Annotated in this window: 13 protein-coding genes; 8 read left to right on the forward strand and 5 right to left on the reverse strand. The window is 72.7% G+C overall.

Annotation, left to right across the window (positions count from 1 at the left end; all coding sequences use genetic code 11):
• Nucleotides 1–260 precede the first annotated feature (260 nt).
• A complete protein-coding gene (locus ACF1FZ_RS31650) occupies nt 261–869 on the reverse strand; it encodes a TetR/AcrR family transcriptional regulator (RefSeq protein WP_391776848.1) in 609 nt (202 codons plus the stop codon).
• Here ACF1FZ_RS31650 and ACF1FZ_RS31655 point away from each other — a divergent pair.
• The 3 genes from ACF1FZ_RS31655 to ACF1FZ_RS31665 all read left to right on the forward strand — a co-directional run bounded on the left by ACF1FZ_RS31655 (nt 795) and on the right by ACF1FZ_RS31665 (nt 2,815).
• A complete protein-coding gene (locus ACF1FZ_RS31655; protein WP_391776819.1) occupies nt 795–1,469 on the forward strand; it encodes an alpha/beta fold hydrolase in 675 nt (224 codons plus the stop codon). The two genes, ACF1FZ_RS31650 and ACF1FZ_RS31655, sit on opposite strands and share 75 nt — an antisense overlap.
• A 227-nt stretch (nt 1,470–1,696) precedes the next feature.
• Nucleotides 1,697–2,077, forward strand: coding sequence for a peptidoglycan-binding protein (locus ACF1FZ_RS31660; protein ID WP_391776820.1), 381 nt, complete (start codon nt 1,697–1,699; stop codon nt 2,075–2,077).
• A gap of 294 nt (nt 2,078–2,371) precedes the next feature.
• Entirely contained in the window at nt 2,372–2,815 is a 444-nt protein-coding gene (locus ACF1FZ_RS31665; RefSeq protein WP_391776821.1) for a hypothetical protein, read from the forward strand.
• A gap of 392 nt (nt 2,816–3,207) precedes the next feature.
• On the opposite strand, the gene ACF1FZ_RS31670 is transcribed toward ACF1FZ_RS31665, so the two are convergent.
• Nucleotides 3,208–3,630, reverse strand: a complete 423-nt coding sequence (locus tag ACF1FZ_RS31670) for an arsenate reductase ArsC (RefSeq protein ID WP_391776849.1) — start codon at nt 3,628–3,630, stop codon at nt 3,208–3,210.
• 95 nt (nt 3,631–3,725) lie between these two features.
• Between ACF1FZ_RS31670 and ACF1FZ_RS31675 the strand changes: the two genes are divergently transcribed.
• Genes ACF1FZ_RS31675 through ACF1FZ_RS31685 form a run of 3 tightly spaced genes read left to right on the forward strand, consistent with a single transcriptional unit; the run spans nt 3,726 to nt 6,204 of the window.
• On the forward strand, nt 3,726–4,034 hold the full coding sequence (locus ACF1FZ_RS31675) for an ArsR/SmtB family transcription factor (RefSeq protein WP_391776822.1): 309 nt from the start codon (nt 3,726–3,728) through the stop codon (nt 4,032–4,034).
• Nucleotides 4,031–5,143, forward strand: a complete 1,113-nt coding sequence (arsB, locus tag ACF1FZ_RS31680) for an ACR3 family arsenite efflux transporter (RefSeq protein ID WP_391776823.1) — start codon at nt 4,031–4,033, stop codon at nt 5,141–5,143. Before ACF1FZ_RS31675 ends, arsB begins: the two co-directional genes overlap by 4 nt.
• Nucleotides 5,140–6,204 (forward strand): ArsO family NAD(P)H-dependent flavin-containing monooxygenase, encoded by a 1,065-nt coding sequence (locus ACF1FZ_RS31685; RefSeq protein ID WP_391776824.1) that lies wholly within the window; start codon nt 5,140–5,142, stop codon nt 6,202–6,204. Before arsB ends, ACF1FZ_RS31685 begins: the two co-directional genes overlap by 4 nt.
• Nucleotides 6,205–6,249: 45 nt before the next feature.
• Here the strand turns inward: ACF1FZ_RS31685 and ACF1FZ_RS31690 are convergent, their stop codons facing one another.
• From ACF1FZ_RS31690 to ACF1FZ_RS31700, 3 genes are all read right to left on the reverse strand, one after another.
• Nucleotides 6,250–6,741 (reverse strand): DUF4396 domain-containing protein, encoded by a 492-nt coding sequence (locus tag ACF1FZ_RS31690; RefSeq protein ID WP_391776825.1) that lies wholly within the window; start codon nt 6,739–6,741, stop codon nt 6,250–6,252.
• A 1,071-nt stretch (nt 6,742–7,812) separates the two neighbouring features.
• Nucleotides 7,813–7,995, reverse strand: a complete 183-nt coding sequence (locus tag ACF1FZ_RS31695) for a hypothetical protein (RefSeq protein WP_391776826.1) — start codon at nt 7,993–7,995, stop codon at nt 7,813–7,815.
• Between the two features lie 397 nt (nt 7,996–8,392).
• The gene (locus tag ACF1FZ_RS31700) at nt 8,393–9,148 is read right to left on the reverse strand and encodes a hypothetical protein (protein ID WP_391776827.1); all 756 of its coding nucleotides are present in this window, start codon (nt 9,146–9,148) and stop codon (nt 8,393–8,395) included.
• Nucleotides 9,149–9,847: 699 nt separating this feature from the next.
• Here ACF1FZ_RS31700 and ACF1FZ_RS31705 point away from each other — a divergent pair.
• On the forward strand, nt 9,848–13,993 hold the full coding sequence (locus ACF1FZ_RS31705) for an amino acid adenylation domain-containing protein (protein WP_391776828.1): 4,146 nt from the start codon (nt 9,848–9,850) through the stop codon (nt 13,991–13,993).
• Nucleotides 13,990–20,850, forward strand: a complete 6,861-nt coding sequence (locus ACF1FZ_RS31710) for an SDR family NAD(P)-dependent oxidoreductase (protein ID WP_391776829.1) — start codon at nt 13,990–13,992, stop codon at nt 20,848–20,850. Before ACF1FZ_RS31705 ends, ACF1FZ_RS31710 begins: the two co-directional genes overlap by 4 nt.
• The last annotated feature ends 60 nt before the right edge of the window (nt 20,851–20,910 follow it).

Genomic DNA, 20,910 nt, shown 5'->3' on the forward strand with positions numbered 1-20,910 from the left:
GCTGCTGTCCTCGCGGGCAGCAGCGGGATCACATGCGCTGTTCACGACAGCGGCGTCGGCCTGCGGGGAGGTGGTACCACGCGCAGAAGCTCCCACAGTGGGCGTGAGCCGCCCGCCCAAGCGGCCGGGGTGTCCCGGCCGACGAGGTGCAGGCGTTGGGATCCGACGAGGTCAGTGGCGGGTTCGGTGAATCGGCCGTTGGCGACCAGGACGATGACGTCGTCTTTGTGGACGGGGCGTCCGGCAGACAGCTGGGAGGCTCAGGATCTGTCCGTGGCCCCGTCCAGCAGCGCCGCTGCCAGCGTGTGGGCATGCGCCAGCCGGCTGCCATCGCCCTCCAGGCCGGCCCGTGCCATCGCGCCCTCCAACAGGAAGGACAAATGCTCCGCCAGCGCGCCGGCCTCTCCGGGGCGTTCGGGCAGCAGCTGCCCGAGGTGACCGAGAATCAGTTCCTCGACTGTCTCCTTGTGGCGGCGTACGACGTCACGCCCGGCGTCCCCGGCGGGCAGCTCGGCCGCCACGTTGAGCAGGCCACAGCCACGGAAACCGGTCTCCTGGGCGGCCTCCGCACAATCGGCGTAGGTGTCGAAGACGGCCAGGACCGCCTCGCGGGGGCCCGCCGTCCCCTCCAGTCGTGTGCGGTACGTCGCGAGCCACTCCTCATGCCGGGTGTCGAGATAGGCCCCGACCAGCTCAGCCCTGGAGGAGAAGTTGTTGTACAGGCTTGTTTTGGCCACGCCTGCTTCGGCGATGATCGTGTCGATCCCGGTGGCTGTCACACCGTCGGCATAGAAGTGGCGTGCCGCAGTCACCAGCAGGCGCTCCCGGGCCGGCCGCCGCCTGCCGGCCGCGGCCGCTCCCGTCTTGATCTCATCGGCGGCGCCATCGGGCAGCGGTTCGCCATCGCCCACCCCGAGCGGGTGCGGCGGCTGATGATCATCGACACGGTCAGCTACGACTCCTGGCCTTCCGAGACCTGGCGGAAGATCATCGAAGAGCAGGTGGAGGAACACATGCAGTTGCCGCGGGAGGCGTTCGACGCCCTGCTCACCCGGCAGCTGGAGATGACGGTGGCCGACGGCGCGGCGACGATGACCGGTGACGTCCTCGATGCGTACCTGGCGCCCCACCGGTCGGCGCCGGGTCGCGTCTCCTTCTTCGAGCACCAGGTGCGGCACTACGACTCCCGGTACACCGAGGAGATCACCGACCAGCTCGCGTCCCTGACCATGCCGGTCCGTATCCTCTGGGGCGAGCGCGACCAGTGGCAGCCCCTGACCTACGCGCGGCAGCTCGTCGAGGACATTCCCGGCGCCCGCCTCACCGTCATCCCCGGAGCCGGACACTTCGTGATGGAGGACGCACCCGAGCGCGTCACGGAAGAGATCCTCGACTTCCTTGCCGACCAGCGTGTCGGTCACTGTGCGCCGGACGCGCATGGCCTGCTCATCACTGGTGTCACCCCGTAGACGGATCACGAGGGCCGCTGCCGTGCGCCGTCCGAGAAGGGGGCGGAGCGAGATGGCAGACCTGGACTCCTCGCTGTTGTCGAACAGCCGCTTTTCGACGTGCTCGTGACGCTGTCGCCGAACTTTCCTTCGAATCACCCCGCCCTTTCTGGTCGTTCAGGCACACACACCCCGCCCGCCCCCCGATAGTTGGTGACGTATCGACCATCGATCGGAAGGAGCCGCTCATGCGGTGGGGAAAGACGGCAGTGACACTCGGCCTGGTCGGCGTGCTCTCCGTACCAGCGGTCGGCGTCTCGACGGCCGCACCCGCGGCGGCCCAGGCGACGGCCGCCGTGTCCTGCAGGCTCCTGGACTTCATCGGGTACTACTGCGGCTACCACCTCAGTAACACCCGTGCGGACCGCGGCAACTCGGGTGCGAAGGTCCAGGAGATCCAGGCACTGCTGATCTTCAAGGGCTTCTCCGTGGGCTCCACCGGCGTGGACGGCCAGTTCGGTTCCGCCACGGAATCCGCGGTGAAGCGCTTCCAGAGTTCCAGAGGGATCGGCGCCGACGGCATAGTCGGCCCGACCACCTGGCACTACCTTCGTACGCCCGGCCTGTAACCGGAGCCAGGGCAGCCAGGCCCATGCGTCTGGCTGCCCTGACGGCCAGAGGCCGGCCCGAGACGAAGCAGGAGGGCGCTCCGGCGTGGTTGCCGTGGACTCCAGAGCGGAGGAGACACCCTGGCCCGCGAGGATGACTTCCTGTGCGAGGAACTGATGGCCTATGAGGCCGGCGTCGGTGACTGCCACCCCGCGGACGAGGTCTGCGCCGACGGGTGAAGTCCGGAGCGCTGGTGCCGCAAGCAGCGGTGGCTACAGCGCACCGGTCGCCTGCGAGCCGACCGGGCCGAGCGCTTGGCCACGATCGCCACCTGGTCCTCCCGGACCGCATACGAGACCGGTTTCCGGGCCGGCCACGACCGGTACCCACGGCGGGCCGAACCCGCAGATCCGCGCGAGCGGGAGGAGCCGCTGCCGGACCGCGACGCGACCGTGCGGGCGGACAGCCTCCGAAGGCGGCGGGCGGAGCTCGTCACCCGCGGCGACGATCTGCCAGGCGATCAGCTCGAGGCCGTGGAGAAGGCACCCGGTCGGTCCTGGGGCTCCTGTCAGGACGCCCACGACGCGAAGGTCGAGGTGATGCAGCGGCTCTGTGCCGTCACCGGCCGTCCCCTCTCGTCGATCGAACAGCGCGAGGAGTTGGGCCACCCGTGGGGAGCGTGGCTCAACTCCTGGCGCACCCGCCGCGATGTCCTGTCGGTCTCACAGGAGGCCGAGCTCGAGGTGCTGCCGGGATGACCCCGGGATCAACGAGGAGACCGGTGGACCTCGATGCTTCAGCAACGTGAGGGCTTGGGGGTGACACGAGGGCATACACAGCCGGGCCTGCCCCTCGGCGACGAGCAGGAGAAGGCGCTCGCCAGGTGGAGGCGCAACAACGAGAACCACCTCCGGGGCCGCGGGGACGACAAGGCTCTCCGGCTACCGGCGCTGCCGGCCCGGTACAGGGAGATTCTGTCCCTGACCGCCGTAAGCCCTGGCCGGCCTTACCGGGGCCGCACGGTTGTCCGGCGTGCGCCCCGGAACGGGTGGGCCGAATGTTCATGCACGGGGCGCAGCTGGGCGCGGGCGGGGAGAGTGCGGCGGTGTATCCGGCGGGGCCGGAACCGATGATGACGACATCGCGCCGCTCACGCCGTCGCCTCCGGCTCCGCCGGGGCGATCTCGGCGATCAGGCCCTCGATGCGGGTCTTGATCTCGTCGCGGATGGGGCGTACGGCTTCGACGCCCTGGCCGGCCGGGTCCTCGAGCTTCCAGTCGAGGTAGCGCTTGCCGGGGAAGACGGGGCAGGTGTCGCCGCAGCCCATGGTGATGCACACGTCGGACTCGCGGACCGCGTCGATGGTGAGGATCTTCGGCGTCTCCTTGGAGATGTCGATGCCGACCTCGGCCATGGCCTCGACGGCGGCCGGGTTGATCTGGTCGCCGGGGTCGGAGCCGGCGGAGCGGACCTCGACGCGGTCGCCGGCCAGGTGGGTCAGCCAGGCTGCGGCCATCTGGGAGCGGCCGGCGTTGTGGACGCAGACGAACAGGACGGACGGCTTGTCGGCCATGGTGATCGTTCTCTCTCGTCGCATGGCGGAACCCGGCCGCCAATGGCTTCAGCCCCCGCTGGTATCAGCGGGCGATGACGTGAAAGTATCAGCGCATGCTGACTTCAGTCGATCCTGACGTGATCCGGGTGCTGGGCGATCCGCTCCGCCTGAAGATCGTGACCCTGCTGGCGCGCGAGACACTCTGCACGACGCACCTGGTCGAGGAGACCGGAGCCAGGCAGACCAACCTGTCCAACCACCTGAAGGTGTTGCGCGAGGCCGGGCTGGTGGAGACCGAGCCCTGCGGCCGCTTCACCTACTACAAGCTGCGCCCCGAGGTCCTCGCCGGTCTCTCCGAGCAGTTCGCGGCACTGGCCGACTCCGCCCGTACCGCTTCCGGGAACAAGAGGGCCTGCCCGTGACCTCCACCGAGCCCACCACCTCCCCCGTTCCGGTCGGCGGTGGAGACGACTCGATCGTCAAGAAGCTCTCCACCCTCGACCGCTACCTCGCGGTGTGGATCCTGCTCGCCATGGCCGTCGGCCTGGGCCTGGGGCGTCTGATCCCGGGGATGAACGACGCGCTGGCGAAGGTGGAGATCGGCGGGATCTCCCTGCCGATCGCGCTCGGCCTGCTGGTCATGATGTACCCGGTACTTGCCAAGGTCCGCTACGACCGGCTCGACCGCGTGACCAGCGACCGCAAGCTGCTCATCTCCTCGCTGGTCATCAACTGGATCGTCGGCCCGGCGGTGATGTTCGCGCTGGCGTGGGTCTTCCTGCCCGACCTGCCCGAGTACCGCACCGGCCTGATCATCGTCGGCCTCGCCCGCTGCATCGCCATGGTGATCATCTGGAACGACCTCGCCTGCGGAGACCGCGAGGCCGCAGCCGTACTGGTCGCACTGAACTCCGTCTTCCAGGTCCTCGCGTTCGGCCTGCTGGGCTGGCTCTACCTCGACCTGCTGCCGCGCTGGATGAACCTCGGCGACGGCCAGGGCCTGGACGTGTCCGTCTGGCACATCGCGCTGAACGTCGTCATCTTCCTCGGCGTCCCGCTGCTCGCCGGCTTCCTCACCCGCCGCATCGGCGAGCAGAAGATGGGCCGCAGCGACTACGAGGCGAAGTTCCTGCCGAAGATCGGCCCCTGGGCGCTGTACGGGCTGCTGTTCACGATCGTCGTCCTGTTCGCCCTGCAGGGGAGGACGATCACCTCGCAGCCGCTGGACGTCGTACGAATCGCGCTGCCCCTGCTGGTCTACTTCGCGATCATGTTCTTCGGGACCTTCCTTCTCGGCAAGGGCCTCGGCCTCGCGTACGACCGCACCACCACGCTGGCGTTCACCGCGGCGGGCAACAACTTCGAGCTGGCCATCGCGGTCGCCATCGCCACCTTCGGCGTCACCTCCGGCCAGGCCCTCTCAGGTGTCGTCGGCCCTCTCATCGAGGTCCCCGTCCTGATCGGCCTGGTGTACGTCGCTCTGGCCTGGCGCAAGAAGTTCGCCCCCGGCGCGGTGACGACCGCCCCGTGACACAGCACGCGGATGTGGTGGTAGTCGGCGGCGGCCAGGCTGGGCTCGCCGCCGGCTACCACCTGCGCCGCCAGGGCCTGGACTTCACCGTCCTGGACGCCGATGCGGCGCCGGGCGGGTCCTGGCAGCACATGTGGGACTCCCTGCACCTGTTCTCCCCGGCCGAGCACTCCTCGCTGCCTGGGCGGTTCATGCCCGCCCAGGTGGGCGAGACCTACCCGGGCGCCCGGCACGTGGTCGACTACCTCACCGACTACGAGAAGCGCTACGACCTGCCCGTCCAGCACGGCACCCGCGTGGACGCCGTACGCCCCGCCGGCGACCACCTCCTGGCCGAGGCCGACTCCGGCACCTGGCGGGCCCGCGCGGTCATCAGCGCCACCGGCAGCTGGTCGCGGCCCTTCCTCCCCGCCGTCCCCGGCCGCGACACCTTCACCGGCCGGCAGCTGCATACGGTGGACTACCGCTGTCCGGCCGACTTCGCCGGGCAGCGCGTCCTCGTGGTCGGCGGCGGGAACTCCGGCGCCCAGATCGCCGCCGACCTCGCCCTGGACGGCCACGTCGACGTCACGTGGGTGACCCGGCGTCCACCGCGGTTCCTCGCCGACGACATCGACGGCCGCGCTCTGTTCGATGTCGCCACCGCCCGCCGCCGGGCGCTCGACTCCGGCCGCAGTGACACCGGTGGGGTGGCCTCGCTCGGCGACATCGTCGCCGTGCCACCCGTCCGCGCCGCCCGCGATGCGGGACTCCTGACCGCAAAGCCGATGTTCGCCCGGCTCACCGCCAACGGCGCCCGGTGGGACGACGGCAGTCGGAGCGGTGCGGATGCGGTGATCCGGTGCACCGGCTTCCGCCCGGCCCTGGCCCACCCCGCCCCGCTGAACCTGCGCGGCCCGCGCGGACGCATCCCCACCGACGGCACCCGTGCCCTCGGTGAGCCGCGGCTGCACCTGCTCGGCTACGGCGACTGGACCGGCCCGGCCTCCGCCACCCTGATCGGTGCGGGCCGGCCCGCGCGTGACGCCGTCCGGGACGTCGCCCGGCTGCTGAGCAGCTGACTCCCGGCCGGGAGCGTCCGACGACCGCCGCACCCGGGCGGTGGGTCAGTGGTGGGCGTGAACGAGGGCGTGCCCCTTGCCGCGACCGATCATCCACTTGTTGACCGGTGTGGTGATCAGGAAAGCGACGGCGAACCCGCCCAGGAGCGCCGACCAGAACAGCCCGTCGGACAGGTGCGCGTCCATCGCGCCGGGGGTGAGGGCGATGATGCCGTTGTCCACCAACTCCATCACGGCGATGGAGACGGTGTCGGCGGCCAGCGCCACCTTGACGGCGCTCTTGAAGTCCAGGCCGGCCCGGCGCACCGCGAACAGCGTGAACGAGTAGCCGAAGACGAACGCGAGCGTGATCGCCAGGACCATGGTCTCGACGTTGCCCCACAGCAGGGCGGTGCCGATGACCATGCCGAGGATCTCGCCGATGGCGCAACCGGTCAGGCAGTGCAGCGTCGCCTTGGCAGCGGTCGGCCAGGACGCCCGGGGGGCGTGCGCGGCCGGGTCGTGCGCGGTGCCGGTGTGGTGAGGGCTGTGGTCCATGGCCTTCCTCCCCGTTCCCGTCCAGTGTGGTCCCGTTCACCGTGTCCCACACGATAACCTTATACCCCCTAGGGGTATTTATCCAGGATGTTCCACCGTCCGGGCGGACCGGCGGAAAACCTCCCAGGTACGGCCGGCGTCGGTGGTCCGGCAGATGGTGTCGGCGCTGTCGGCGGCCAGGGCGAGGAGCGGCCCAGGCTCGGGCTCGTCGATGGCGACCACGCCAGGCGCGTCGGGAAGGGCCGCGAAGGTGCGCCCGCCGGCTCGGCCCGGGCGGGTGTGAGGCCGGCCATCTCCACAGCCTGGCGGTGGTGGGGATCACGCCCTGGGCGAAGGTGGCGTCGTGCCGGCCTTGGGAAGCCGGCGCCGAGGTGGACGGGGACGCGGGCGCTGTGGCTGTCGTGTCCGGCCGAACTGATGCCGTTGCCGCCGCAGACGGCCAGGACGAGCGCGGCCGCCCCGGCGGCAGCGACGGCGGTACGGCGTAGCCGGGAACGCCTGCTGTTCATGGGGTTGCGTCTCCTTGGGACGCGGCCCTGACGGCCGCACGGGTTTCACGGATTGGAGGGCGTGCGAAGGCGTGGCACCGGGTCGCCGGAAACATCCGGGCAGGCCGGTGCCGTGCCGGGCCGCTCCATATCCGCAGGAGTTGCAGCTCGGCAAGCCGCCTGGGCCCTCGGCACCGGTGGCGCCGGACAGGACCTCGGCCGCACCCTGCCCCCCTCGCCCGCCGCACCACCGCCACGGCCCGCACCACGATCCTGATCGCGCTCGGCGCACTGACCACCGCCCTCTTCGCCGCCACTCCACGTGCGTCTCACCCCGACCGGCTCCTCCTGGATGAACCAGGCCGAGCGACGGTCCGGCCTGCTGACCGGCAAACTCATCCGCAGCGGTGTCCACGAGTCCGTGAAAGCCCCGGGGGACGACAGCACCGCGCGGATCGACACCTGGAACGAGAACCCACGCCCCTTCGCCCGGCCCAGGACCGCCGGCGAGATCCTCAACTCTCTGGCCGGCCACCTCGCCGAGGCCGGAACCGTCAGCCAGGAAACAGAGCAGAACCGACCCTCAGGATTCCCGGCGCATCACACTCGCCAGCCAGCCGGGTACCGGCATCACGGCACGGGTCTCGGCCCACTCCTCGTCCGTCAGGTCCCAGGGGTGGGGACGCCGCCGCTCACCATGACCGGCCGCGTTCCCGTACACATGGGTGAGGCAGTCACACGACGGGGTGTCCGGGGCGGACTCCATGGGTGCCGGCGCGGCGGAAGACCTAGGCGCAGGGCCTTCTGAGGCTCGAAATGGACTCCACCACCCATGAGCTGCGCGGGAGCCCTGCTTTCATCCCCCGGCCACGAGCCGATCACTCAACCGAGAACCCACGTTCGACCCGGAACCGAACCTCTCGGTACGGCAACGGCTTCTCACACCGACGGACCTCTCCGTGCGGCCCCTCCGCGTCTCCTGCTGGGACGGTCGCCGCACCGTTGCCGCAGCAGGCGTCCCGTACGCGTCCGCCGGGACGGATGCCCGTGGCGATGACGGCCGCAGCGCCCCTCGGGTTCCGGAGGCACGAGCGCTCAGGTGATGGAGCCGGCACGGGCATCGCCGAAGACCGTACCGAGGTCGTCCGCGGACGCCGAAGGCATCAGTCCTCCCCGCGGCGGCGGGTGATGACGTACAGCCCGTACTCCGGGTCCGCGTCAAGAAGGCGCAGTCCCCGCTCGGCGAGCTCGGCCGCCAACTGGGCGGAGGTGAAGACATACCACCGGTCGGAGGCGGTGAACTCGGTGAGGGTGTCGCCGTCCTCGTCCACGCGGTAGGTCATGTGCCACGTCACGGAGTCGGGTCCGGCCGGTTCGGCCGACGCGGAACCGGAGTAGCGGTGGCGGCCCACGGTGACTTCTCCCATCGGGGCCGAAGGGACGGATTCGGGCCGGGTCGGAGGGGAGAGGTTCAGCACGGCGCGTCCGTTCACGTCCAGGCGCTGCGCGAGGACGTCCCACAGGCTCTGACGTTCTGTCGGCGTGAGGTGCCCGATGACGTTCATGGCGATGAGCCCGGAGATGCGATCGGGCAGAGTTGCCGACAGTACGTCGCGTCCCACGACGGTGACCCGGGCCGCCAGCTCTTTGTCGGCCGTGACACGGGTCAGGAGTGCGGTGCGCAGGAGGGGATGGGGTTCCACCGCCAGGATGTCCGCGGAGCGCAGAGTACGGGCCAGGACGACCGTCCCCTCCCCGGTTCCCGCGCCGACGTCCACGACGGGGCCTGAGGACGTGTCCAGCCCTTCGAGCGCACGCCCCAGGGCCGGGCCGAGGCCTTCCCACGCGGAGGGGATCAAGACCGCGACGTGTTCGGCCGTCCGGTCGTAGAACGGTTGGTGGAGCGTGCTGTCGTGCATGTGGTCTCCGGCCCCCGGGGGTGGAGTCACTCCGTGTACGCGCTACCGGGGCGGCGCGCTGCGCGTTCTGCCGGTCCGGGTGCTCGTACGAGACCGGCTCCGCCCCCGGGAAGCGTGGAGCGGTCTGCGGACGAAAGTTATTGCTAATGAATATCATATCCATCAAGGGGTGAGGGTCGAACATACTGCCGCTCCCCCGCCCGGCGCACGCCGGCATCGCGGTTCCGGCACGGCCGCCACGACGGGGGACGGAATGAGGTTGCGCGTACCGGACGGGTCCCGGCGGGGAAGGCGCCCGCCCCGCTCCGCACACCCCCCGCCCGCCGGTCGCGGGCCGCCACGGGGTCGCGCCGGCCGGGCGGTGCCCCGCATCGGCGCGACAGGCGGCCGAGGAAGCCATGGACGCCGCGCGCCACGGGCCTCGCCATGGCCGGGGACCTCCGTGCGGGGCGGCGCCCGGCGCCGCGATCTCCCAGGACACGGCTTTCGGCACTCAGCGCCACGAGCCGGCGCCCCCGGGGGCGGGGCGGATTCCCCGATCGGCCCACGACGTCCGGGAGTTGTCCACCTCCGCGGCGGCGGGAGCCGGACAAGGCAGTTGTATTGATTATCATTTTCATCTAGCTTGATCGATGCCACGCTTCCTCCTGCCGACGACAGAGGAAGTGCCCACACCCCTGCCGTTGTGACGGAGACCGGATGCGCCTGCCTGCCCAGACCGAAGACATCCTCGCCCGTGCGATCGACTGCATTGCCGAAGTTCTCGGAACCGGACCGGAGCAGATCGATCCGGTGAGTCAACTCTCTTCCCTGGGGCTGGAGTCGTTCACCGCCGTGCGGCTGAGGCGCAGGATCCGTGAGCGCACGGGGCAGGACCTGCCCCTCACAGCGTTCCTCGGTGAGCACGCCACGGCGTACGGCATCGCGGACCGGCTGCTCGCCGCCGAGTCGAGCCGTACGCACGGCACGGACGGGACGGCTCGCGCGGACGGGCCGGCCGGCGCCCCGGAACGACGACCCGTCACGCGGCCGGCCGTCGCACCCGGTACCGACGGCGGCAACGGCGCGGGTGCCGGTGACGGCCGACGCACCGCACAGGACCCCGGGCCCGACGCAGACGTCTTTCCGCTGACCCCCATCCAGGCCTCCTACCTCGCGGGACGCGCGGAGGGCCTGCCGCTGGGCGGAGTCGCCACCTTCTACTATCACGAGTACGACCGCACGCCGGCGGACCTCGACCCCCTCGCAGACGTGGCCCGCCTCGAGGCGGCATGGAACCGGCTTGTCGAGCACCACCCCATGCTCCGTATGACCGTGGACGACCGCGGACGCCAGCGGATCCTCACCGCTCCCGGTCCTTTCCGTATCGGGGTCACCGATCTACGGGAGGCGCGGCCCCGGAGCGTGGCCCGGTCGCTCGCCGCACTGCGCCACGAGCGCTCCCACCAGAACCGGCCCACCGGCGCCTGGCCGCTGTTCGACCTGCACGCCGCTCTGCTGCCCGGCGGCACGACCCGCCTGCACGTCGGCGTGGACGTCCTGATCACCGACATGGCCGGCTGGATGCTGCTGATGCGCCAATGGGGCGCCCTGGTCGCTGATCCCGGGCACAGGCTCCCCAGCCCAGGGCGGCAGTTCGCCGACTTCCAGCGTGCCCGTGCCGGGGACGAGGAATGGTCCGAGCTGCGCAAGCGCGACCGCGCCTACTGGGCCGAGCGGGCCCCGTCCCTGCCGCCCGCCCCGGACCTGCCGGTGCTGCGCGATCCTGCCGACACGACCCCGCCCCGCTTCTCCCGGTGCGCCGCAGGTCTCGACGAGGACGCCTGGTCCGCCCTGCGCACCCGCAGCGCCGAACACGGGGTCACTCCCACCGCCACCCTGCTCGCCGCTTTCGCCGTTGTGCTCGGCCGATGGGGCGCGGGCGAGCGAATATGCCTCAACACCACTCTGTTCGACCGCCCGGACGTCCCCGGAGAAGCCGCCGACGTGGTCGGGGACTTCACCACGACCGCTCTGGTCGGGACCCCGGCTTTCACCCCGGGCTCCTGGAAGGGCTTCGCAGGCTACGCCGCCGAGGTCAACCGCCGCTTCTGGGAAGACCTCGACCACCGTTCCGTATCCGGTGTCGAAGTACTCCGCGACCTGCGCGGAACCGGGCCGGCCCCGGTTACGGCCCCCAGCCACCCGGTCGTCTTCACCAGCGGAGTGGGGCTCGCGGGGGACGGTGAGCCCCCGGCCGCCTGGATCGGCGAGGAGGTCCACGGGATCTCGCAGACCCCGCAGGTGCTGCTCGACCACATCGTCTGGGACGAGGACGGCCGTCTGAGACTGGCCTGGGACTTCGTCGAGGGCGCGTTCCCCGACGGCTGGATCCAGGGCCTGCTCGGCGCCTACGTGCGTCTGCTGCACGCACTGACGGAGACCACAGGGTGGACTGACCCGTCGCTGGGCTGGGACCCCACCTTCCTGCCCCAGGAGCCGCTGGACGTCGACCCCTTCCCGGACGCCGGCCCCCTCCTGCACGAACCCGTCCTCACCGCTGCCACCCGCTACCCGAAGCGGCCCGCGCTGAAGTCCTCTTCCGGCACGGTCAGCCACGGTCGTCTCTCCGCCAACGCCGCCACCACCGCCGCGCTGCTGGCAGCCCAGGGCGTCGGCCCCGGCGACCTGGTGGCCATCGCCTGCGAGAAGAGCAGTGCCCAGATCACCGCGGTCCTCGCCGTCAACACGTCCGGAGCCGGCTACCTGCCCGTCGAACCGTCCTGGCCCGCCGCCCGGATCGCCGACGTCTGCGAACGTTCCGGCGTACGGCACGCGCTCGTCGGCCGCGGCGTCGACGTCGCCTGGCCGGAGCAGGTCACGGTGCACCGGCTGACCGCGGCCGGCAGGCCCGGCCGTACGGCCGCCGCGACCGCCGGCGCCGGAGGGCCGGCCGCCTCCCCCAAGGCCCCGGAGCCGGACGACACCGCCTACGTGATCTTCACCTCCGGTTCCACCGGCACCCCCAAGGGCGTCGAGATCCAGCACAGCGCCGCGCGCACCACGATCGACGACATCACCGACCGGTTCCGTATCGGCCCCGACGATCACGTGCTGGGGCTCTCCGCGCTGAGCTTCGACCTGTCGGTCTTCGACATCTACGGAGTCCTCGGCGCCGGAGGCTGCCTGGTCCTGCCCGACCCGGCCCGCCAGCGCGACCCACAGCACTGGCTCGAACAGGCCGGCCGCCACGGCGTCACCGTGTGGAACACCGCGCCCGCCCTGCTGGAAATGCTCGTCGAGTACGCCGAGATGGAACCGGAAACGGCGGCCACGGCACTTCGTACGCTGCGCCTGGTCATGCTCTCCGGCGACTGGATCCCGCTGAACCTCCCCGACCGGCTGCGCCGGCTCGCTCCCCACGCCGAGGTGATGAGCCTCGGCGGCGCGACCGAGGCGTCCATCTGGTCCATCACCCACCCCGTCGGCGCCGTCGACCCCGACTGGCGGAGCATCCCCTACGGGCGTGCCCTGCGCGGCCAGTCCTTCCACGTCCTCGACGAGGACGGGGCTCCCAGCCCGGTCGGGGAGACGGGGGAACTGTTCATCGGCGGTGACGGCCTCGCCCGCGGATACATAGGCGACCGTGTCCAGACCGCCGAGCGTTTCCGCACACACCCCTTCCTGGGCCGCCGCCTCTACCGCACCGGCGACCTCGGCCGGTGGCGTGCCGACGGTGCCATCGAGTTCCTCGGCCGGGTCGACCGGCAGGTGAAGATCCGCGGTCACCGCATCGAACTCGGCGAGGTGGAAGCCGTCCTCGCCCGGCACCCGGCCGTACGGCAGTGCGTGGTCTCCTCGCTGCCCGGGCCCGACGGACGACCGCGGCTGGTCGCCCACGTCTCACCGAAGGGAACCAGCACCCCGCCCTCCGCCGAGGAGCTGGCGGCCGCCCTCCGGGAGCGACTGCCCGGCTACATGGTTCCCGGCCGGTTCGTGTTCCTGGACCACTTCCCGGTGACCGCGAACGGCAAGATCGACCACGCGGCCCTCCCGGCACCGCACCGGAACGACACCCGGCAGAGCATCCCGGCCGGGTCCGCGGCCGGCGCTCCGGAGACCGCCGCGCGACTCCTGCCCGGCGACACACCGGCGGCCCCCACGCCAGGGCACGACACGTGGTTCACCGCCGCGCTCGCCGGGGCCGCCGCGCTCGGACTGGAGACCGCCCTGGTCGTACGGCCGGGACAACTGCCGCCCGAGCAGGCGCTGGGAGCGTCCGCCGACTGGCTGCGACGACTGCGGGAACTGCCCGGCGGCATGTCCGTCGAGCCGCGTCTCACGGCGGACGGTCTGGTGGAAGTGGTCTGTCGGCCCCCGGCGGCCGGGCCGTACACCGCCGGAGGAGAGGCGGCTCTCACGGCGCGGGCGCCGGCGGGCGAGGACCCCGGGCCGAGCGTGCCGATGCCCGGACCCGGCCGCGCACCCGTCACCGATCCGGCCGTACTGCGCGCCGTCACCACGGTGCTGGCGGACCTCACCGACGCGACCGTGACGCCCGACAACACGTTCGCCGCACTCGGCGCGAACTCCCTGACCCTGGTCCTGGCCCACCGCCGGCTGCGCGAAGGGACAGCTCCCCGCCTGGCGCTCGCCGACATGTTCGAACACCCCACCGTCGGATCGCTGGCCGCCCACATCACGGCCCAGCGCGCCCAGGACACGCCGCCCGCCACGAGGCACGCCGGCACGCCCCCGGGGCCCGGCCCCGCCGCGCCCCCTCCCGCGCGCCCGCTGCCCGCGCAGCCCACGCGCCGCACCAGCCGCGTCGCCGCACGCGCCCTTGCCGAGGAGACCGCACGATGACCGGACCCGCCTCCCAGCCGACCGCCGCACCGGGTGGCCCCCGGGAACACGCAACGCGACTCCACGACACGCAGCCCGACGACGAACTGATCGCCGTCACCGCACTGGACTGCCGCTTCCCCGGCGCGCCCGACACGGAGGCCTACTGGGACCTGCTGATCTCCGGCCGCAGCGGGCTCACCCGGCACACCGCACAGGAACTCGCCGACCGGGGAGTCCCGGGCCGGCTGCGGAACAACCCCGCGCACGTACCGGTCAGCGGCCTGATTCCCGACCAGGACCACTTCGACCCGGGCCCCTTCGGCCTCACCGAAGCGGAGGCCGCCCTCATGGACCCCCAGCAGCGGCTGTTCCTGGAATCCTGCTGGCGGGCCCTGGAGCGCGCCGGGCACGGCACCGGCACCGGAGCGGGCGCCGTGGGGGTCTTCGCCGGAGCCGCCCACAGCGACTACCTGACCCGCAACCTGGCCCACCGGTACGCCGACTCCGCCGCCGACCCGGTCGGCAGCCTCCAGGCGGCACTCGCCGGCGTCGCCGACTACCTGCCTCTGCATGTCGCCCACCGGCTCGCGCTGACCGGCCCCGCCATCGCGGTCGGCACCGCCTGCTCCACCTCCCTGGTCGCCGTCCACCTGGCCGTCCAGTCGCTCCTGGCCGGCGAGTGCGACACCGCGCTCGCGGGCGGGTCCTCGCTGATCGTCCCGCAGGGCACCGGCTACCTGCATGTCCCGGACGGCATCTTCTCGTCCGACGGCCAGGTACGCGCCTTCTCCGCGGAAGGCACCGGGATCGTGCACAGCCAGGGCGTCGGCGTGGCCGTGCTGCGCCGCCTGCGGGACGCACTCGCCGACGGCGACCCCGTACTGGCCGTCCTGCACGGCTCCGCGGTCAACAACGACGGCGGCGACCGCACCGGCTTCACCGCCCCCTCACCCCGGGGCCAGGCCCGCGCCGTTACCGAGGCCCTCGCGGTCGCCGGTGTCCCCGCCTCCCGCATCAGCTACATCGAGGCGCACGGCACCGCCACCCGGCTCGGCGACGTCGTCGAGGTCGCCGCCCTGCGTCGTGCCTTCGGCGACGACGCGCCGCAGTGGTGCGGTCTCGGCTCGGTCAAGAGCAACATCGGCCACGCCAACTCCGCCGCAGGCATCGCCGGATTCGCCAAGACGGTCCTGGCCCTGCACCACAGCGTGCTCCCCCCCTCCCTCGGCGCGCTGCCCCCCAATCCCGACCTCGGCCTCGACGACTCGCCCTTCACCGTCGTCGACCGGCCCACCCCCTGGCCGGGACAGCGGTACGCGGGCGTCAGCTCCTTCGGCATCGGTGGTACCAACTGCCATGTGGTGCTGGGCAGCGCACCGGCCCGCCCGGAACCCACCGCCGACACCCGCCCGCACCTCGCCCTGCTCTCCGCCCACCGCGACGACTCCCTCCAGGACCTCGCCGACGCCACGGCGACCGCCGCCGGGCGCAGCGGATTCAGTCCGGCCGACGCCGCGTACACCCTGCACGCCGGCCGCCGCGCACTGTCCCACCGGGCCGCCGCAGTACTGACCGGCAGCCCGGAAGCCGACGCCCGCAGCCTTCGCACCGCCGTCCGGCGGAGCACCCCGCCCACCCCGCCCCGCATCGTGTTCGCCTTTCCCGGCGGAGGAGCCCAGTACCCGGGTATGGGACGCGAACTGTGCGCTGCAGAAACCGAGTTCGCCCGTACGGTCGAGGAGTGCGCCGCCCACTTCGACCACGGCGCCGGCCCCGGGATCGCCGCGCTCATCACCGCCCGCCCAGCGGACGACCAGGCCCGTCGTCTGCTCCGCGACCCCGCCCACGGACTGCCGGCCCTGTTCACCACGTCCCTCGCCGCCGCCCGCACCCTCGTCTCCTGGGGTGTACGGCCCGACGCCGTCGTGGGCCACAGCCTCGGCGAGTACACCGCCGCCGTACTGGCCGGTGCCCTGCCCCTGCCCGACGCCGCCGCCCTGGTGGCCGCACGGTCACACGGCATGTCACGCGCGGCCGGCACCGGAGCGATGCTGAGCCTGCCGCTGTCCGAACACGACGTCCTCACGTTGCTCGATTCGCACCCCGAGCTGGACCTGGCCGCGGTGAACGGGCCCCGAGCCTGTGTGGTCTCGGGCCCAGCGCCGGCCGTGACCGAGCTGGAACGGCGACTGACCGAGGACGGGGTACGCACCGTACGGCTCTCCCTCGACGCGGCCGCGCACTCCCGGCTGGTCGACCCGGTCCTGCCCGAACTGCGGGCCGTCGCCGAAACCATCCATCCGCGGGTCCCGGCCCTGCCGCTGGCCACCACCCTCACCGGGAAACTGCTGCGGACGGCACCGGGCGCGGACCACTGGGTCGCGCACCTGCGCTCCGTGGTGCGCTTCTCCGACGCCCTGGCGACCGCCCTGGAGGACGGGCCCGCCGTCGTCGTGCAGGTCGGACCCGGCAGCAGCCTGCTCCAACTCGCCCGTCAGCAGCGAGAGGCGCAGCTCCTGGCGACTTCGACGACGTTTCCCGAACGGCACGAGCCCACCGGCGGCCGGGCCGCCCTGCTCACGGCAGCCGGAGAGCTCTGGACCCACGGCGCCCACCTGGACGCGGGCGCCCTGCACCGCCCCGGCCGGCGCAGAGCCGACGTCCCCGGGCTGCCCTTCCGGCGGCGCAGGCTGTGGATCGACCCGCCGGCCGCCCCTCCGGCCACGGCCCACTCGTCCGCGGCACCGGACGAGATGGAACCCCTCCAGCTGCCTGTGTGGCAGCGCACCCCCCGGCTGGACGAAGGGCCCGCGCTCCCTGGACGGTGGCTGATCGAGGGCCCGGACGGTTGCGCGGAGGTCGCCGCGGTGCGTGAGTCCCTCGGCGCGGCCGGGGTGCGCACCGTCACCCTGGCCGAAGCGGAACAGGACCTCCAGGCGGCCTGTACAGGCGTCGTCATGGTCGAACCGGCCGACGGTGACGGCAGTGGCCGACCGGATGAGGGGAGGACCCCCGCCGACCACGTCACCGCCTCGGTCATGCGCTACGCCCGCTTGGCACGGGCGATCTCGGCCTGGGCGCACAAGACCTGCCTGCTGCACGTGGGCAGAGGAGCCCAGCAGGTGGAGAGCGGGGACCGGACCGTCCCGGAGGGAGCCGCGAGCCTCGCGCTGCCCCGGGTGCTCGCCCAGGAGTTCCCGGGCCTGCGCTGGCGCGCACTCGACCTCCCCGCGAACGCGCGAGGCCTCGCTGCGGACGTCCGGGCGGTCCGCGCCGAGGCCGCGGACCTGGCCACCGGCGGGGACAGCGGTGTCGAAGCCGCGATCCGCGGCGGCCACCGCTGGGTCCGCGGGATCACACCCTGGCAGCCCGCCGGGACGGCACCGGGCCCCGGCAGCGGCACCGCGGTGGTGCTCGGCGGGCTCGGCGACGTGGGCCTCGCCGTGGCCGGCCACCTGGCACGGACGGGACGCCGGGTCGTGGTGACCGGCCGTACCGGGCTCACCGCCGACCCGGCCCCCGGCACCCAGGAGGCCGAACGCGCCGACTCCGTACGGCGGCTACGGGCCCAGGGAGCGGACCTGGAGATACGCGCCGTCGACGCGGCCGACCCCGATGCGACGGCAGCCCTGCTGCACGACCTGACCGACCGCCACGGCCCGCTGGAGTTGGTCATCCACGCCGCGGGGGTGGTGGCCGCCGCCGCCGTCGCCCCGATGCGGTCCACCGAGGAGGAGACCGTACGCGCCCACCTGCATGCCAAGGTCACCGCGGCCGGCACCCTGCGGTCCGCCCTGCGCCGGCTGCCCGCGGACCGGCGGCCGGCTGCCGTCCTGCTGATGTCCTCCGCCACCACGTTCGTCGGGGGCCTGGGCCTGGGCCCCTACGCGGCGGCCAACCGCTACCTCGACGCGCTGGCCGAACACGAGCGGACCGGTGAGGCGGAAGGCACCCGCTGGATCAGCGCGGCGTGGGACGGCTGGCGCGTCGGTCCCGGCGGGACGGAACGCGTGGTCGCCTCCCGGCACTCCATCGGCCTGCGGGACGGGATGAGGAGCCTGGACCGGCTCCTCGCCCTCGCTGCGCGGGGCGACGCCCCGGCAGTGGTGGCCGTCTCCCCGGCCGACCTGTCCCTCCGCACCGCCGGCTCACCGGTCACGACGGCCGCAGTGGAGGCCGCCGGTCCACAGGCCGGCCTGGCGGCCACGTTCCGCACCGCTGCGGAACGCACCCTCGCCGCGCTCTGGACGGAACTGCTCGGCTTCCCCGTGACGGACCGCGACGCCGACTTCTTCGCCCTCGGCGGGCACTCCCTCCTCGCCACCCGCATGCTCGCCCGGCTCCGTGACGGCCACGGCGCGGAACTGCGGCTCCAGGACCTGCTGGCGCGGCCCACCGTCGCCGCCATGGCCCCCTTGCTCCCCGGCGCGGACCAGGAGGACCGGCTGGAGTACCAGGACGGGCAGACCCGCCCGCCGGCGGGGCCCGCCCGCACCCTCAGGGCCGAGCCCTCGGCGCCGGTGACCGCCGCGGTCCGCGGCACGACCGCTGACCACACCGACTTCCCCCTGACCCGGGTGCAGCACGCGTACTGGATCGGCGGTTCCGGCGGCTATCGGCTGGGCGACGTCCCCTGTTCCTTCCACCTGGAGTACGACTGCCCCGACCTGGACACCGACCGCTACGAAGACGCCTGGAACACGGTCATCGCCCGCCACCCGATGCTGCGCGCGGTCATCTCCCCGGAAGGCCGCAACCGGGTGCTGGAGAAGGTCCCCCGCTACCGCGTCCGCGTCCAGGACCTCGCCGGACGGGAACCGGCGGAGCGCGAGCGGAAACTGGAGCGCATCCGTGAACGCATGGTGCGCAGGGAACCGCGCCCCGGCCGCTGGCCCTTGGTCGACATCAGGGCCGCCCGGCTGCCCGACGGCGTCACACGGCTCTTCGTCAACGTCGACGTGCTCGTCTGCGACACCGCGAGCTACCTGATCTGGGACCGCGAACTGCGCGCCCTCTACCAGGACCCCACCGTCGGACTCCCGGCCCTCACCACCGACTTCGCAGAGTGCGTGACCGCGCTGGAAGAGCGCTCCGCGGGTCCCGAACACGCCCGTGCGGCAGCCTACTGGCGCAACAGGCTCGACGACCTCCCCGGCGCACCGGCCCTCCCGCTCCGCACCACCGGCCTCGGTGAACGCCCACGCTTCGCACGGCGCACCGCCCGGCTGGAAGCGGACCGGTGGAGCGCGCTCAAGGCCGAGGCGGCACGGCGCGGCCTCACCCCCACCGCCGTGCTCCTCGCGGCATACGGGGACGTCCTCGCGCGGTGGTCGGGCCAGGACCGCTTCGCGGTCACGCTGACCCTCTTCGACCGGCCGGCCGAACTCCCCGGCGCCGACGCCGTGGTGGGCGACTTCACGTCACTGATGCTGCACGAGGTGGACCGCTCGCGGGACACCGGATTCGCCGACGCCGCCGCACACGCGCAACGCACCCTCTTCGAAGACCTGGACCACCGGCAGTTCTCGGCGCTGGAACTCCTCGCCGAGAAGTCCTCCCGCACCGGACGGACCGAGTCCGTGCCCGTGGTCTTCACCAGCGCGCTGGGACTGTCCGGTCCGCTCGGCGGCGGCCACGACCTGGACTGGGCCGGCACCCCCGTGTACGGAGTCAGCAGCACCCCCCAGACCTGGCTCGACCACCAGGTACTGGAACAGCACGGCGCCCTGCTCCTCCAGTGGGACGTACTGGAGAGCGCCCTGCCGGCCGCAGAGGCGGACCGCGCGTTCGGCGTGTACGCGGAACACGTACGGCGGCTGTCGGAAGGACCCGAGCACTGGGACACCGGCGCCCGGAACCTCACAGACACCACCATGGGCGACCGGCGCCTGCCGGAACCCGCACCCGCGGCGCCGGCCAGCCGCCCCGCCCCGCCCGAGGGCCCCTCGGCGCCCGGCAGCCCTTCCTCGTCCACGCACGCCGCACCTCAGGACGCCGACCGCGACGCGGCCCTGCTGCTGCACGACGGCAACGGGGACCGTCCGCTGTTCCTGATGCACCCCTCCGGCGGAGACGTGCTGTGTTACGGCGAACTCGCCCGGCTGCTCACCGACGGCCGGCCCGTGGTCGCCCTGACCGACCCCGCCCTCACCGGCGGGAGAGGCCCGTCCACCATCCCCGAGATGGCCGACCGCTACCTGAACGCTCTGCGCTCCTACCAGCCATGCGGCCCCTATCTGCTCGGCGGATGGTCGATGGGCGGCACGGTGGCCCACGAGATGGCCGTCGAACTGGAGAGACGCGGCGAGCGCGCCGACCTCCTCGTGCTGATCGACTCCAACACGCCGGACCGGATCCGGTCTCTGGGCGGGACCCGCCCCGGTCAGGACACCGCCATCGCCGCGGTGCGCTACCTGCACTCCCTGGAGGCGTTCCTGGACCTGGACCTCGGCCTCGGCGAGGACGGCGGCACCGGACTCGTGCGGCTGGCTCCCGAGGAGATCCGGGCCGAGCTCACCACCCGGCTCCGCGATGCCGGGCTGCTCGGCGGCCGGGAGAACGCCGACACCCGCCTCGCGGTCTTCGAGCGCCATCTGCGCGCCCTGGGGATCCACCGGGCCGGACACCTGACCGACAGCGCCACCCGGCTGCTGCTCGTGGCCGCGTCCGACCCGTCGCCACGCAACGCCGCCGTCGGCATGGGCGTCGACGACGCCGGCGACCTGCCCGCCCTGGGCTGGCGACCGCACGTCCGCGGGCCCGTCCAGGAGGAGACGGTCGACGGACACCACTACTCGCTGCTGACCGGTCCGGCCGCCGTACGAATCGCTGCCCTGATCGACCGGGCTCTGGCGGCCCTCCCGGCCCCGCGCTGAGGCCGCCGGCCCTCCCCGCCTCCCACCTCCCCGCCCGCCCTGCTCCGACACGGAAAGAAC

This window comes from Streptomyces sp. NPDC014623 (assembly GCF_043088245.1).
Taxonomy (GTDB): domain Bacteria; phylum Actinomycetota; class Actinomycetes; order Streptomycetales; family Streptomycetaceae; genus Streptomyces.